13 protein-coding genes are annotated in these 14013 nt (G+C 64.6%); 8 read left to right on the plus strand and 5 right to left on the minus strand.

What is annotated here, in order from left to right; translation table 11 throughout:
- Window positions 1–54 precede the first annotated feature (54 nt).
- Complete coding sequence (locus DWB85_RS12005) at window positions 55–855, minus strand: SDR family oxidoreductase (protein ID WP_239017311.1); 801 nt, start codon at window positions 853–855, stop codon at window positions 55–57.
- Window positions 856–1062: 207 nt separating this feature from the next.
- Between DWB85_RS12005 and npdG the strand changes: the two genes are divergently transcribed.
- Genes npdG through ung form a run of 5 tightly spaced genes read left to right on the plus strand, consistent with a single transcriptional unit; the run spans window position 1063 to window position 7344 of the window.
- Window positions 1063–1743, plus strand: a complete 681-nt coding sequence (gene npdG, locus DWB85_RS12010; protein WP_117954922.1) for an NADPH-dependent F420 reductase — start codon at window positions 1063–1065, stop codon at window positions 1741–1743.
- Between the two features lie 10 nt (window positions 1744–1753).
- On the plus strand, window positions 1754–2527 hold the full coding sequence (cofE, locus tag DWB85_RS12015) for a coenzyme F420-0:L-glutamate ligase (protein WP_117954925.1): 774 nt from the start codon (window positions 1754–1756) through the stop codon (window positions 2525–2527).
- A complete protein-coding gene (gene cofD / locus DWB85_RS12020) occupies window positions 2527–3489 on the plus strand; it encodes a 2-phospho-L-lactate transferase (RefSeq protein WP_117954927.1) in 963 nt (320 codons plus the stop codon). The genes cofE and cofD overlap by 1 nt, the downstream gene beginning before the upstream one ends.
- A complete protein-coding gene (gene cofH, locus DWB85_RS12025; protein WP_239017312.1) occupies window positions 3486–6659 on the plus strand; it encodes a 5-amino-6-(D-ribitylamino)uracil--L-tyrosine 4-hydroxyphenyl transferase CofH in 3174 nt (1057 codons plus the stop codon). Before cofD ends, cofH begins: the two co-directional genes overlap by 4 nt.
- Window positions 6652–7344, plus strand: coding sequence for a uracil-DNA glycosylase (gene ung / locus DWB85_RS12030; protein ID WP_205422728.1), 693 nt, complete (start codon window positions 6652–6654; stop codon window positions 7342–7344). The genes cofH and ung overlap by 8 nt, the downstream gene beginning before the upstream one ends.
- Window positions 7345–7350: 6 nt before the next feature.
- Here the strand turns inward: ung and DWB85_RS12035 are convergent, their stop codons facing one another.
- Together DWB85_RS12035 and DWB85_RS12040 are read right to left on the minus strand one after the other, a co-directional pair.
- Entirely contained in the window at window positions 7351–7920 is a 570-nt protein-coding gene (locus tag DWB85_RS12035) for a phosphoribosyltransferase (RefSeq protein WP_117955102.1), read from the minus strand.
- Window positions 7921–8065: 145 nt separating this feature from the next.
- On the minus strand, window positions 8066–8395 hold the full coding sequence (locus DWB85_RS12040; RefSeq protein WP_117954929.1) for a hypothetical protein: 330 nt from the start codon (window positions 8393–8395) through the stop codon (window positions 8066–8068).
- Between the two features lie 195 nt (window positions 8396–8590).
- Here DWB85_RS12040 and DWB85_RS12045 point away from each other — a divergent pair, with 195 nt between their 5' ends.
- Entirely contained in the window at window positions 8591–9280 is a 690-nt protein-coding gene (locus DWB85_RS12045) for a response regulator (RefSeq protein WP_117954931.1), read from the plus strand.
- Between the two features lie 153 nt (window positions 9281–9433).
- Window positions 9434–9988 carry an NAD/FAD-utilizing enzyme gene (locus DWB85_RS12050; RefSeq protein WP_117954933.1) on the plus strand — a complete coding sequence of 185 codons (555 nt, stop codon included), beginning with the start codon at window positions 9434–9436 and terminating at the stop codon, window positions 9986–9988.
- Between the two features lies 1 nt (window position 9989).
- Here DWB85_RS12050 and DWB85_RS12055 read toward each other — a convergent pair whose 3' ends face one another.
- A complete protein-coding gene (locus tag DWB85_RS12055; RefSeq protein ID WP_117954935.1) occupies window positions 9990–11219 on the minus strand; it encodes an MFS transporter in 1230 nt (409 codons plus the stop codon).
- Between the two features lie 119 nt (window positions 11220–11338).
- Between DWB85_RS12055 and DWB85_RS12060 the strand changes: the two genes are divergently transcribed.
- Window positions 11339–13072, plus strand: coding sequence for an isocitrate/isopropylmalate family dehydrogenase (locus DWB85_RS12060; RefSeq protein WP_117954937.1), 1734 nt, complete (start codon window positions 11339–11341; stop codon window positions 13070–13072).
- On the opposite strand, the gene ygfZ is transcribed toward DWB85_RS12060, so the two are convergent.
- Complete coding sequence (gene ygfZ / locus DWB85_RS12065) at window positions 13069–14004, minus strand: CAF17-like 4Fe-4S cluster assembly/insertion protein YgfZ (RefSeq protein ID WP_162846106.1); 936 nt, start codon at window positions 14002–14004, stop codon at window positions 13069–13071. The two genes, DWB85_RS12060 and ygfZ, sit on opposite strands and share 4 nt — an antisense overlap.
- Between the last annotated feature and the right edge of the window lie 9 nt (window positions 14005–14013).

Genomic DNA, 14013 nt, shown 5'->3' on the forward strand with positions numbered 1-14013 from the left:
CCAGTGCGCCGGGGAAGTAGGCGGCGAGTATAACAGGGACCGGCGCCAGAGGGGTCAGTCTCCGGCGTTGGCAGCGTCCAGGAACGCCGGTTTTTCGCCGCCGCCGTGCACCGCAAAGCTGGTGCCACTGACGTAGGAAGCCAGCGGCGAGGCCAGGAACAGGCAGGCGTTGCCGATATCCTCGGGCACCGCCATGCGCCCCAAGGGGATGGTGGACCCAACAGCGGCGATGCCCTCTTCGTCACCGTAGTGCAGATGCGCCTGCTCGGTGCGGGTGAGGCCGACAATGACCGCGTTGACCCGGACCTTTGGCGCCCATTCCACCGCCAGCGAGGTGCCCAGGTTGACCAGTCCCGCCTTGGCGGCGCCATAGGCGGCGGTGCCGGGGGAGGGGCGAATGGTACTGACGCTGGCAATATTGATAATACAGCCGCCACTGTCCTGCTGCTGCATCACCCGGTTGGCGACCTGGCAGAAGTTGAGCGGGGCAATCAGGTTGAGCCGGATAATCGACTCGGAAAAACGTGGCGAGGCAGTGGCGGCGTCGGCGTGGGGGGCGCCACCGGCGTTGTTGACCAGCACATCGAGGCGGCCGAACTGCTGTACAGCGAATTCGACGCAGGCCTCCACCTGCTCGAAGTCGCGCACGTCACAGGGGGTGAACAGCGCCTGCCTGCCGCCGGCCGCCGGCAGGGAATCCGGTTGTGAGCGCCCGCAAATCAATACCTCGGCGCCGGCGGCCAGGAAGCTCTCGCTGATACCGCGGCCGATTCCCTTGCCACCGCCGGTGACCAGCACCACTTTGCCGTGAAAGTCCATTGCTTCAGCGGATGTGGGATTACCCGTGCTGTCCATATAGTTTTACTCCCCAGTACCCTCTTTAGCGGATACTTGTGATCGAAAGGTGATTTCCATAAGATGCCAGCGGCGCCGCCAATCCTATCTGAACAAAAGGGGGCTGGGAACTGAGCGGCCTGCGCCATCGCTGCGTAGAACACACTAGGCGGAGATGGTAGTAATTGCTGTACTCCTTCATCGTAAACCCCCATCAGGACACACATTATGACAACAGAGACATTACCCGTACTGGCCATACTGGGTGGCACCGGCGACCTCGGCACCGGACTGGCCCGGCGCTGGGCGCAGGTCGGCTACCAGGTGATTATCGGTTCCCGCACCCAGGAAAAGGCGGAGGCTGCGGTGGCGGACCTGCGCGAGGTGATGGCCGAACGCGGCGTGGCCGAAATCAGCGTCCAGGCAATGGAGAACCTGGCGGCGGCGGAAGCCGCTGACATCGTTGCCATTACCGTTCCCTTCAGCCACCAGGCGAGTACCCTGGAGCAGGTAAAATCTGCGCTGACGGGCAAAATACTGATCGACGTTACCGTGCCGCTGGTCCCGCCCAAGGTTGCCAGGGTGCAGCTGCCGGAAGGCGGCAGCGCCGGGCAGATCGCCCAGGATTTGCTGGGCGAGGAAGTGGCCGTGGTATCCGCGTTCCAGAACGTCGCGGCCGCCCACCTGCAGGAGGGCAGCGGCCTGGATTGTGATGTGCTGGTATGCGGCAACAAGAAAGCGGCCCGGGAAGAGGTGATCAAGCTGGTTGAGGCCGCGGGCATGCGCGGTTTCCACGCCGGCATGATCAACAACGCCGCTGCCGCCGAGGCCCTGACCTCGGTGTTGATCGTCATCAACAAGCAATACAACTGCCACGCCGGTATTCGCATTACCGGGCTCGACGCGTAGCAGGCATCCCTTGGCCGCTGCGGCCCGCATCGAACTCATCGCACTGGACGGTTTTCCCCGGGTTGAACCCGGGGACGACCTGGTGCGCCTGATTGCCGGCTCACTTGCGGCCAATGCCCTTACCCTCCAGCCCGGCGATGTGCTGGTGCTGGCCCAGAAGATAGTCTCCAAGTCTGAGGATCGCTACGTCAGCCTGGCGGACGTCGCACCCTCCGCCGAGGCCCTGGAGCTCGCCGCCAGGGCCGACAAGGACCCGCGGCAGGCGGAGCTTATCCTGCGCGAGAGTCGCGAGGTTCTGCGGGTGCGCCCGGGGGTGATTATCGTCGAGCACCGCAACGGCTACGTGCACGCCAATGCTGGTATTGATAAGTCCAACATCGAGATCGACCCGGACAAGCCCCGGGTGCTGCTGTTGCCGAAAGACCCGGACGCCTCGGCGCAGCGCCTGCGCCGGGAACTGGAACGGCTGACCGGGATTGCCCCCCAGGTCATTATCAATGACAGCGCGGGTCGCGCCTGGCGCAACGGCACCGTCGGTATCGCCATTGGCACCGCGGGTTTCGAGCCGCTGTTCAACCAGATAGGCGACAAAGATATGTTCGGCAACGTGCTGGAGGTCACCGAACCCGCGGTGGCCGATGAACTGGCCGCGGCGGCGTCACTGGTGATGGGGCAGGCAGCAGAAGCCTGTCCGGTGGTGCTGGTGAGGGGGGCGCGGCTGAAGCCCGCCGAGACCGGTTCCCGCAGCCTGTTGCGTGACAGCAGTCTGGATATGTTCCGCTGATGCTGGCCGCGGACACAAGGGTGCTCGCGCTCACCGGTGGGGTGGGGGGCGCCAAGCTCTGCCTGGGACTGGACTGCCTGCTGCCCGCCGGCGCGCTGCAGGTGCTGGTGAACACCGGCGACGATTTCGAGCACCTGGGTCTGCACATCAGCCCCGACATCGACACCCTGCTTTACACGCTTGCCGGGCGCTCCAACCAGGCCCAGGGCTGGGGCCTGGAAGGGGAATCCTGGAATGCCATGGCGGCCCTGGAAGAACTGGGCGGCAGCACCTGGTTCCGGCTCGGTGACCGGGACCTCGCCACCCACCTGTTTCGCACCGCGCGGCTGGCAGCGGGGGACGACCTGGCCCGGGTGACGGCGGAGCTGGCCCAGCGCCTGGGTATTGCCAGCGGCATTCATCCCATGTCCAGCCAGCCCGTGCGCACCACCGTACACAGCGATGAGGGGGATTTGCCGTTCCAGCACTACTTTGTGCGCCGCCAGTGTGAACCGCAGGTGAGCGGATTCAGCTTCGAGGGCATTGCCGAGGCAGCGCCGAACCCGGCGTTGGTGGCCATGCTCGCGGAAAACCGGTTCAGCCATGTGCTGGTGTGTCCCTCCAACCCCTTCGTCAGCATCGACCCGATACTGCAACTGCCGGGCCTGTGGTCGGCCCTGCGCGACTGCGACGCACCGGTCATCCTGGTGTCGCCGATTGTCGCCGGGCAGGCGATCAAGGGGCCGGCGGCGAAAATGATGGCCGAGTTGCAGGTCCCGGTAACGGCGACCGGCGTTGCCCGGCACTACGCCAGTCACTACCCCGGGCTGGTGGACTATTTCCTGATCGACGAAAGTGACGCTACACTGGCGGGCGACATTGACCAACTGGGATTGCAAGCGCGGGTGGCGCCCACCCTGATGAAAACCCTGGATCAAAAAATCGAACTGGCCCGGCATTGCCTGGCTCTGGAGGCCCGGTGAGCGGTACCCATGCCCTGATTCCCCTGAAGTCGCTGGACCGGGCCAAGAGCCGGCTGGCCGCCGTAATGACCTCGGCGCAGCGCTCGGACCTGGTTGAGGCCATGGCCCGGGACGTGCTCGCGGTGCTGGTGGAACACCCGGCCATCGACGCTATCACCCTGGTATCCGATGATCCGGATGCCCGGCGCATCGCGGCGGAATGCGGCGCGTTATTTATCGCCGAGAGCGAGCTGGCCCCGCCCGGGCAGCCGCTGCGGGGCCTGAATGCGGTGGTTGCCGCGGCAACGGAGCGCTTAATTGCCACCGGCGCCGAGCGCCTGCTGGTGGTGCATGGGGACGTCCCCGCCCTGCAGGCGGCGGAACTGGACCGGGCGCTGGACCTGCAATCGACAGGTGGCGGCCTGGTGATAGGCTCCGACCGGGAACTGCAGGGCAGCAACCTGCTGGTGTTTGCCGCCGACGCCTGCCCCCGGTTCAGCTTTGGGCCCAACAGCCGGGCTGCCCACCAGCGCTGGGCCGAGGACTTGGGGCAGACTGTGCAGGTGGTACAAGAGCCTGGTATCGCGCTTGATGTCGATGATATGGACGACCTCCAGTGCCTGCTGGCCAGCGCCGGCATGGGCCGGCATACCGCCGCCTGCCTGCGCCGTTCCGGGTTGGCACAAACACTGGCCAGGCCGTCTGGCGACAGCTGGCAGGCACTGCAGACAAAGCTGCTGGCGGGTGAGCTGCCCAGCGAGGCGGAAGCCCTGTCACTGGCGGCTTTTACTGATACTGCTGCCCTGGCGGAGCTTGCCGGGGCCCAGCGCGATCGCGGTCATGGCAATGTACTGACCTACTCGCGCAAGGTGTTCATCCCCCTGACCCAGCTGTGCCGGGATGTCTGTCATTACTGTACCTTTGCCCAGACCCCGAAAAAAATCGACCAGCCCTTTATGCCCGTGGAAGAGGTGCTGGAACTGTGTCGCCAGGGCGCCGCCCTGGGCTGCCAGGAAGCCCTGTTTACGCTCGGTGAAAAGCCCGAACTGCGCTACGGCACCGCGCGCAAGGCCCTTGCGGGAATGGGCTATGCCACGACGCTGGAATACGTGCGCGATGTGGCCGCCAGGGTACTGGCGGAAACCGGCCTGTTACCGCATATCAACGCGGGTTGCATGAGCAGCGAAGAAATCGCCGCGCTGCGGCCGGTCAGCGCCTCCATGGGCATCATGCTGGAATCCGCCTCGCCGCGGCTCTGTGAGAAGGGCATGCCCCACTACGGCTCCCCTGACAAGGCCCCGGCGGTGCGGCTGGCTACCATCGAGCGGGCGGGGCAGGCCCGGGTGCCGTTTACCTCGGGTATTCTCATCGGTATCGGTGAAACCCGTCGCGAACGCATCGAGTCTCTGCTGGCACTGCGCGAGTTGCATTTGCGCCATGGCCACCTGCAGGAGGTGATCGTCCAGAACTTCCGCGCCAAGCCGGGCACGCTGATGGCCAACGCCCCCGAGCCGGATTTGCCGGAGCTGCTGTGGACCATCGCCGTCGCCCGGCTGGTATTTGGGCCGCAGATGAGTATCCAGGCGCCACCCAACCTGAGCCCCGGGGTGCTGCCGCAACTGGTAGCCGCGGGGATTAATGACTGGGGCGGGGTATCGCCGCTGACGCCTGACCATGTCAATCCGGAAGCCCCCTGGCCGCACCTGGACAAGCTGGCCCGGGAAACCGGGGCCGCCGGCAAGTTTCTCGACCAGCGACTGACGATTTACCCGGCCTATGTCCGCCGGGCGGAGCAATGGCTGGATCCGGCGCTGCAGCCGGCGGTACTCAATCACAGCGACAGTATGGGCTACGCGCGCCGGGACGACTGGGTGCCGGGAGAAGAGCGCCCGGTGCCGGCGGTGGAAGCGGCGCTGATGGCCAGGGCGCCGGACAGCCACCGGGTTGATCCCGAACTGCGGCGGATCGTCGACCTCTGCCGGCAACAGGCCGCGCTGGAACCGGCGCAAGTGACCCGGCTATTTGAGAGCCGGGGGGCCGATTTCGCCTACCTGGTGCAGGCCGCGGACGAGTTGCGCCAGGCGGTGGCGGGAGACGCCGTCAGCTACGTGGTCAATCGCAATATCAATTACACCAACGTCTGTTATTTCAAGTGCCAGTTCTGTGCGTTTTCCAAGGGCAAGGCCAGTGAGAACCTGCGCGGCAGGCCCTACGACATCAGTGGCGAGGAGATTGCCCGCCGCTGCGTCGAGGCCTGGGAGCGGGGCGCCACCGAAGTCTGTATGCAGGGAGGCATCCACCCGGACTATACCGGCCAGACCTACCTGGACATCCTGGCCACGGTGCGCTCGGCGACCCCCGACATGCACATTCATGCCTTCTCTCCGCTGGAAGTCTGGCAGGGTGCCCAGACGCTGGGGGTGAGTGTGGAGAACTTCCTGTTGCGCCTGCAGCGTGCCGGCCTCAACACGCTGCCGGGAACCGCGGCCGAAGTGCTCCACGACGAGGTTCGGGCCACGCTGTGCCCCGACAAGCTGAACAGCCGGGAGTGGCTGCAGGTGATGGAGACCGCGCATGGAATCGGTCTGCGCACCACCGCCACGATTATGTATGGCCACATCGAGACGCCGGCGCACTGGGCGCATCACCTGCTGGCCCTGCGGGAGCTGCAGCAGCGGACGGGCGGCTTTACCGAGTTTGTGCCCCTGCCCTTCGTGCACATGGAAGCCCCCATGTACCTCAAGGGAAAGGCCCGCCGTGGCCCCACCTTTCGCGAGGCGCTGCTGATGTACGCCGTCGCCCGGCTGGTGTTTTACGGCTTTATCGACAATATCCAGGCTTCCTGGGTCAAGATGGGAGAGCAGGGCGTGGCCGCCTCCCTGGCAGCGGGTTGTAACGACCTCGGCGGCACCCTGATGAACGAGAGCATTACCCGGGCCGCGGGCTCTGGCCATGGCCAGGAGTGGGCGCCTGCCAGAATGGAAGCGCAGGTGAGCGCCGCCGGCCGGACCGCGCGCATGCGCAACACCCTGTATGGCGATGTCTGCGGTTCCCGGCGGCTGGCGGCGTTCAACGCCGCACCCCTGGCGGCCGCCGAGAACGCCGCTGCGGGGAAGGCGGAACGCAGCAAGCTCATTGCCACGGTCTCGGTCGGCTGCGAGCAGGTATTCCTGCCGGCGGCCTGTGACTGAGCGTACTGTCAAGCTCGAACCGAGTTGGCTGGAGCCGCTGGCAGCCGAATTCGAGCAGCCCTACATGCAGCAGCTACGGGCGTTCCTGCAGGGGGAAAAGGCCGCGGGTAAACGCATCTTCCCCGCCGGTGACGAGATGTTCAGCGCTTTCGACCACACTCCGCTGGACGCGGTGAAAGTGGTTATCCTCGGCCAGGACCCCTACCACGGCGAGGGCCAGGCCCATGGCCTTTGCTTTTCCGTCCGCCCCGGTACCAGGGTGCCGCCCTCGCTGCAGAACATTTACAAGGAAATCAATGCCGAGCTGGGGCTGCCGATACCGGACCACGGCTACCTCACCCACTGGGCAGACCAGGGGGTGCTGCTGCTCAACAGCGTGTTATCGGTGGAAAGCGCCCGGGCGGCGTCTCACCAGGGCAAGGGCTGGGAGAGCTTTACCGACCGGGTGATCGAGATCATCAATACCCGGCGTGAGGGCGTGGTATTCATGCTGTGGGGCAGCTACGCCCAGCGCAAGGGCGCCATTATCGACCGCCAGCGCCACTGCGTACTGACAGCGCCGCACCCCTCACCGCTCAGCGCCCACCGCGGTTTTTTTGGCTGTGGTCATTTCCGGGCGGCCAATGAGTATTTGCAGGACCGGGGGCAGGCGCCTATCGACTGGTCCCTGCCGGCGCTGGCCTGAAACGGCTCAGCCCTGGTGCAACGCCACCAGCCGCTGGCGGATTCTGCCCAGGCCGGGTTTTTCTTCCAGCACCTCGCGGGCTGACAGTCCCTCCAGCTCATGGGGGAACACCAGCCACTCATCCGATTCGTGCAGGTAGAAGTCCGGCGCCAGCGAGGTCTTGTTGTTGGCGGGCTTGAAATACGGCGTGGCAATCCTGAATACCGGGGTGTTGCGCCGGCACTTTTTCTCCAGGTCCAGAATGACCTGCTGGATGCTGCGCCCCGAGTCGAACACGTCATCCACGATCAGTACGTTATCCTCCGCGTTGACGTGCTCGATCAGGTAATGCAGTCCGTGCACGATCACCGAATCACTGGTTTGTTCGATGCCGGTGTAGTGTGAGGTGCGGATGGCGATGTGATCGGTGTCGAGGCCGCCATACTTGAGCAGTTCCTGGATGGCGATACCCACCGGGGCGCCACCGCGCCAGACACCGACAATGTAATCGGGCCTGAAGCCGCTTTCGAGGACCATCAGCCCCAGCTCGTAGGAATCCAGTAGCAGCTGGTTGGCGTCGATATAGGTTTTCTGAATGCTCATGTCCGGCCCGTTAAGGTGCAAAGGTGACGATTGTATTACACCGTGGCCACCGCGGGCACTGCCGATGCGACGGGAGGGAGTGCAGCCCGCCGGGCGCGGTTACCAGCGCCCGGGCATGGAGTGGCTGGAATGTCGCTGCTCAGCGAATCACAGGTACCGGGGAGATGCTTGCCGCCACCTTGTCGTTGCCCAGGTCCAGCGGCTGTGTCCGCTCTTCGTTGGCAATCCAGCAGTTGATGAACTGGGCGTTGTCCTTGTCGCTGCGCGCCGCCAGGGTAACCCTGGTACCTTCTGCCACCCGGCGTTTGTTGACAACTGCCAGCGATCTGTCCTCGCCGTAGTATTGCTGTATTTCCTGGCGGCAGGCCTCGATGTAAGCCTGGTTGTGATCCGCCGCGAAGCCGAAAGAACTGCCCACCGCGAGCAGGGTGAGGCTGGTGCCAATTGCCAGTGTCTTGCTACTAATCATTGTTGTGTTCCCTGTAAGTTGTTGTCCTTAACCGGTCGGGGCAGTGAGCCCCTGTCCTCGACTACCGATTCTAGTGCGCTGTCTATGAGCGGGTGTGGGCTTTTATGAAGAACTATGAAAACGCGGGCTGCCAGCCGGTAGCGCTCTGTAATACCATGGGGCCAGTGGCAGTGAACTGCCCACCGGGGAGCCGTGATGACAACCATTGCCTACGTTGAAGACGAGGACCAGACCCGCCAGTCTTACGCCGAGAGCCTCCGCCGCGAGGGTTTCGATGTGGTGGCTTATGCCAGCAAGGATGAGGCCATCGCCGGTTTCCGCCGCTCCCTGCCCGACCTGGCACTGCTGGATGTGGCCCACGAAGGCGATCGCGATGCGGGCTACCAGGTCTGTGCTGAACTGCGGCGGATATCCAGTGAAGTGCCAATTATTTTCCTGACCCGCCGGCACGGGGAGATCGACCGGATCTCCGGCCTGCGCCTCGGCGCCGATGACTACATCAGCAAGGATGCGTCACTGGAGTATATTGTGATCCGCATAGAAACCCTGATCAGGCGCCTGGAGGCGGTGCGCGATGCCGGCGTGCAGCCAGGCAGCGCTGACAGTGGTGAGCTGGTGCTGGACGACACCTACTCCACCGTGGTCTGGCAGGGCAGCCGGGTTGACCTGCCCCTCACCCATTTCTGGATCCTGCGGGAACTGTGCCGACATCCCGGCGAGGTCCGCAGCCATCGAGAATTAATGAAAGCTGCCAGTATTGTGGTGGAGCCGAACACCATCGCCGCCCACGTCAAGGCCATCCGCCAGGCATTTGCTCGCCTGGATCCGGACTTCCAGTGTATTCGTACCGAACGCGGCCGCGGCTACCGCTGGGTGCCGCGCTGAGCGCAACTGGCAGTCGCCCGAGCCGCTGCTATACTCAGTCCTGTACCGGGCCAGTCGTGCCTGCTGCACACCCGGTATGACTGGCTTCTTCGCTGCGTTGGCCAGCGGGTGTTCCCGTCCGCCTGCCCAGCGGTCTACCAGGGAGGCAGCCGCATGAAACGCCATTATTTCATCAATGATAACCTCGATGAGCTCAAGCACGCCGAGCTGGATCTGCTATCCGCCGGCCTGACAGCGCCGCAGTTCCACGTGTTGAGCGAGGATGAGGCCGCTCTCGAGCGGCTCCAGCTCAACCCGGTCGAGGCGGTACTGAAAAAGGATGTGGTGCGAGGCACCGAACGCGGTGCGGCTGTTGGCCTGGGGCTGGCCGCGGTGGTGTTGTTGCTGGGCTGGGTGACGGGCCTCGCCGCCAGTCTGGGCTGGGCGCCGACGGTATTCCTGGCGCTGGTGACACTGGGCTTTGCCACCTGGGAGGGTGGTCTGATCGGTATCAGCCAGCAGAACGCCGATTTTCGCCGCTTTCGCCAGGACCTGGCGGCGGGCAGGCATGTCCTGTTCGTCGATTGTGACCGCGAACAGGTGCCCGTACTGCAGCGTATCGTGGCCAGGTACCCGGGCATGGAAGACGCCGGCAGCGGCAGTGCGACACCGACCCCGGTTATTCGCTTCCGCGACAAGTGGCACCGGTTCCTGCAACTGGCGCCCTGAGTCAGCGCCCGCAGCGGGCCCGGGCCACCCAGGCCAGGGCGCTGGCGACCAGCGTGTAGGCGGTCCCGCCCAGGGCCATCGCGCCCATGCTCACACCGGCATCGATCAGCCAGCCCATCACGACCGGGGCGATGGCGGTCGCGAACACCATGGCGGCGGTAGTCAGCGACTTGATGGCGCCCAGGTGCAGGGTGCCGTACATCTCCGAAAAGAACGGTGATGACAGGGTCGAGTAGATGCCCACCGAGACCGCCAGCAGGCCCATGTAAATCACCGCAATGGAGAATGCGTCGCCGGCCGCCAGGGCCAGCAGGCCCGCGCCCATGGGCAGGCAGATCAGCGGCGCCAGGCGGATGGCGCCGAAGCGGTCCACCAGCAGCCCGGCGAGCAGTTTGCAGCCGGTGTTCACCAGCGCGTAGAACAGGAACAGCCCGCCCCAGGCCGCCAGCGACCAGCCTTTTTCCACCACCAGGTGTACCTGATGGAACATGAAGCCGGTAAACAGCAGGGGCTGGGCCAGCAATACCGGCAGGAACAGGTAAAAGTAGGGGTCCCGTACCACCTCGTCACGGGTCCACTGCCGGCGGGCACTGGCTGCCGGGTCGGTGGCCTGGCTGGCCAGTCCGTCGAGGTAGTGCTGGTGGCGCTGCTCGTGACCGGCCAGCAGCCAGCGGGTCAGCAGCGGCAGCAGCAGGATCAGGCCAGCGCCCCACAGCAGCCAGGACTGGCGCCAGCCAACCAGGGCGATGGAGGCGATCACCAGCGAGGGCAGCAGGGCTTCGGACACGGAGTAACCCATGCCCCCCAGGGCGTTGGCCTTGCCCTTGTGGTGATCCAGGTAACGTACCACGGTCGTTCCCCCGGCCATGCTCATCAGGCCCTGGCCCATATGGCGCAGGGCCAGCAGGGCGCAGAACAGCAGCAGCGGCCCATTGCTGATGGCCGCCAGGGCGCAGGCCAGTGCGAGTCCGGCGGTGACCAGATAGGCAAAGTGACGCAGCGGCATGCGGTCGATCAGCGAACCGCTCCACAGCAGCAGTACTGCGCTGGCGAGCGTGGCGGCGGAGTACAGTCCGCCAAAATCGCCATGACTGAGGCCCAGGTCAGCCCGGATCCCGGCGCTGAACAGGCCGATGAAGTAGGTCTGGCCCAGGCTGGAGCCAAAGGTCATGGCGAAACCAAACAGCAGCAGGCGCCATTCTTCGCGAATGAGGGGGAGGAAAGATCGCATCGGGGTATTATCGCAGCCCGGTGAGATGGCGTGTAGCCGTGCTTCGACTAAAATCGACTAGGATAATCCGCCGTTTGGGTATATGGTGCGCGCGTTTTGGGCTAACTGGGAGTTCTTAAGTGGGTGAGAAGATAAAAGTCGGCAAGCCGCTGGTCATTCTGCACGGTGATGAAATGGCGCAGATCGCCTTCCAGCGGATACTGGAGCAATTTGTCACCTCGCGGCTGGAGGTGGACCTGGTAGAGGTCGACCTGTCGGCAGAGAAACGCTTGACCACGAATGGCCAGGTGGTGCTGGAGGCGATCGAGGCCCTCAAGGAATACGGCATCGGCATCAAGAATGCCGGCATGACCGTTAACCGGTCGCAGCTGGACGAGTTGCTGGCGAAGTACCCGGACATTGTCGAGGCCGAGCTCGACAAGCTCGCCACCAAGTCACCCAACGGCGCCATTCGCAAGGGTATAGGCGGCAACATCACCCGTGAGGACATCGAGTTTCACAACCTCAAGAGCGTGCGCCCGGACTGGGTGGACCGCGATATCGAGGTCGACACCATGGACAGCGGCGGCCTGGATTTCAGCTTCAGCGAGCTGTCCAACGCCACGGGCGTGGCCAAGGTCATGTTCGTCGGCAGCAGTGGCGACCCGGTGGAACTGCACCGCCGGACCCTGAAAAAGGGCGACCCCTGGATGCTGGCGACCAATTGCCTGGATGAGGTCAAGGCCTGGGCCCATCGGTTCTTCCAGCGGGCGCTGGACGAAAAGCGCGATATCTACCTGGGACTCAAGGACACCGTGGTGCCGGGTTACGACGGCGTCATGCGCGCCGCCATCGAGGAGATTTACGAGCGCGACTACAAGGACAAGGTCGCTGCCGCCGGCCTCGGCTACCACTACGAACTGATCGACGCCCAGGCCGCACGCATTGTTTCCAACCCGCCGCAGCGGGCCCTCTGGGGCGTGCCGGACAATGTCAGCGGCAACAAGCTGTTCAAGCTGGTCCAGCAGCTCAAGCGCTATGGCCTGCCCGAGCGCAAGGCCCACGTCTCGATATCGAGGATGAGCGCCGGCGGCGGTGACCAGTACGGCAGCTACAACACCCCGGCGCCGGAAGACGGCATCATCAAGGTCATCATGGACGGTGAAGAGAAACACGCGCGGGAGGTCAAGGCCAGCGACCCCATCCTGTTCATGTCCAACGACCGCGAGGCGATCAAGGACTGGGTCAAGCAGGTGTTCCGCGACGCCTCACTCAACAAGAAAGAGGTGTACTTCGGCCTCAAGCGCGAGTTTGTGCCCTACGACGAGGTGTACAGCTCTATTATCCTGGAAATCCGCAAGGAGCTGGCGGCCCTGGATACGCCACCGCCCTCGTTCATGATCATGCGTCCCTCACGACAGCTGTCGAAAATGATCAGCGATCCCCCGCGCTGGGGCCTGTACCCGGCGCAGAACCTGGACGGCGATATTTTCTCCGACATCTCCGCCGCCCTCGGCGGCAGCCTGGCGACCGCCAGCTCAGTGATTGAAAGTAAAGATGGCACCATGCTCTACGAAGCGCCCCACGGCACCGCCCACGACCTGTACCTGCGCTACCTGGAAACCGACGGCAAGGAGGCGAACTTCAATTCCTCCGCGCTGATCTTTGCGGTTGCCAACGCGCTGGAAGAAATGGCCCGCCGGGAAGGCAATGAGCCCCTGTCCGATTACGCCGGACGGCTCAAGCGGGCCCTGATCGACACCGTCGGCCAGGGAATTATCACCGGCGACCTCAAGGGCAAGACCACCCGGCCCGACGCGGAGCAGATCGTTGACATGTATGGCTTCCTCGACGCGGTGGAGGCCAATCTCTAGCCGGCCTCGTCCACCGTATAGGGCAGCGGCTGTAACTCGATCGCCGGTCCGTCGGGGCTCGCCAGCCGCAGCCCCCCGGCTGCGCCCTGTTCCGTTGCTGTTACCAGGCAGACGGTGCGGTCATCCAGCTGTGCCGCGTTGATCACCGTGCCCGCCCCCTGCCCGGAACCGGGGCTGAACAGGCTGTCTCCGGCCTGGCTTGCGGCACCGCCGGGCAGTTCGCCCAGGTACATGCGGCGCTTGGCCTTGCCGCGGTAGTGCAGGCGGGCGACGATCTCCTGGCCGGTATAGCAGCCCTTGCTGAAGCTGACGTGGCCGGTGACGTCATAGTTGAGCATTTGCGGCAGCATTTCCGCCACATTGGGGCCTTCCACCCGGCCGATACCGGCGCGCATCTGCAGCGCCTGCCACTGTGTTTCCGGGCAGCGTTCCAGCGCTGCTTCCAGGGCGCCCGCCAGTTCCGGGGTGGCGGCGCCGTCAATGTACAGCTCGAACTGGCAGCCCGCGTCATCCATTTGCACCAGCACATGGCCGTCGCCAGTGGCTGCTCCATAGCGCGCCGTCGGCGTGCTCATGCCCAGCGAGCGCAGCGCGTCGGCGACCGCTTCGCCCCAGCAGCCGTACAGCTGCCAGTCACCGCTGCCGCCGGCGAGCTCGGCTTTGGAAAAAACAATGTATTTGCCGAAGGTGGCAGCGGCGTTATCCAGGGTGTCGGCTTTCAGCCGCAGGGCGTAGTGTTCTTGCGCCAGCTGCAGCAGCAGGAAATCGCAGACCATGCGCCCCTGGACATTGCAGTAGGCGCCGGGCAGGGCCTGTGTGGAGCTGATCTTGCGGGTGTCGCAGGTGGTCTGTCCCTGGAGAAAGGTCAGACTATCCGGGCCGGTGATGTGCAGAATTGCTTCCGCTTGCAGGGGGGCGTAACAGGCGCTCAACACAAACTC

The organism is Seongchinamella sediminis, assembly GCF_003457605.1.
Lineage (GTDB): Bacteria > Pseudomonadota > Gammaproteobacteria > Pseudomonadales > Halieaceae > Halioglobus > Halioglobus sediminis.

Bases quoted from the DNA above. Each gene is read 5' to 3' on its own strand.
- DWB85_RS12040 (WP_117954929.1), bottom strand. From the start codon at position 8,395: ATGATTAGTAGCAAGACACTGGCAATTGGCACCAGCCTCACCCTGCTC.
- DWB85_RS12005 (WP_239017311.1), bottom strand. From the start codon at position 855: ATGGACAGCACGGGTAATCCCACATCCGCTGAAGCAATGGACTTTCAC.
- DWB85_RS12050 (WP_117954933.1), top strand. From the start codon at position 9,434: ATGAAACGCCATTATTTCATCAATGATAACCTCGATGAGCTCAAGCAC.
- DWB85_RS12055 (WP_117954935.1), bottom strand. From the start codon at position 11,219: ATGCGATCTTTCCTCCCCCTCATTCGCGAAGAATGGCGCCTGCTGCTG.
- DWB85_RS12045 (WP_117954931.1), top strand. From the start codon at position 8,591: ATGACAACCATTGCCTACGTTGAAGACGAGGACCAGACCCGCCAGTCT.
- npdG (WP_117954922.1), top strand. From the start codon at position 1,063: ATGACAACAGAGACATTACCCGTACTGGCCATACTGGGTGGCACCGGC.
- cofD (WP_117954927.1), top strand. From the start codon at position 2,527: ATGCTGGCCGCGGACACAAGGGTGCTCGCGCTCACCGGTGGGGTGGGG.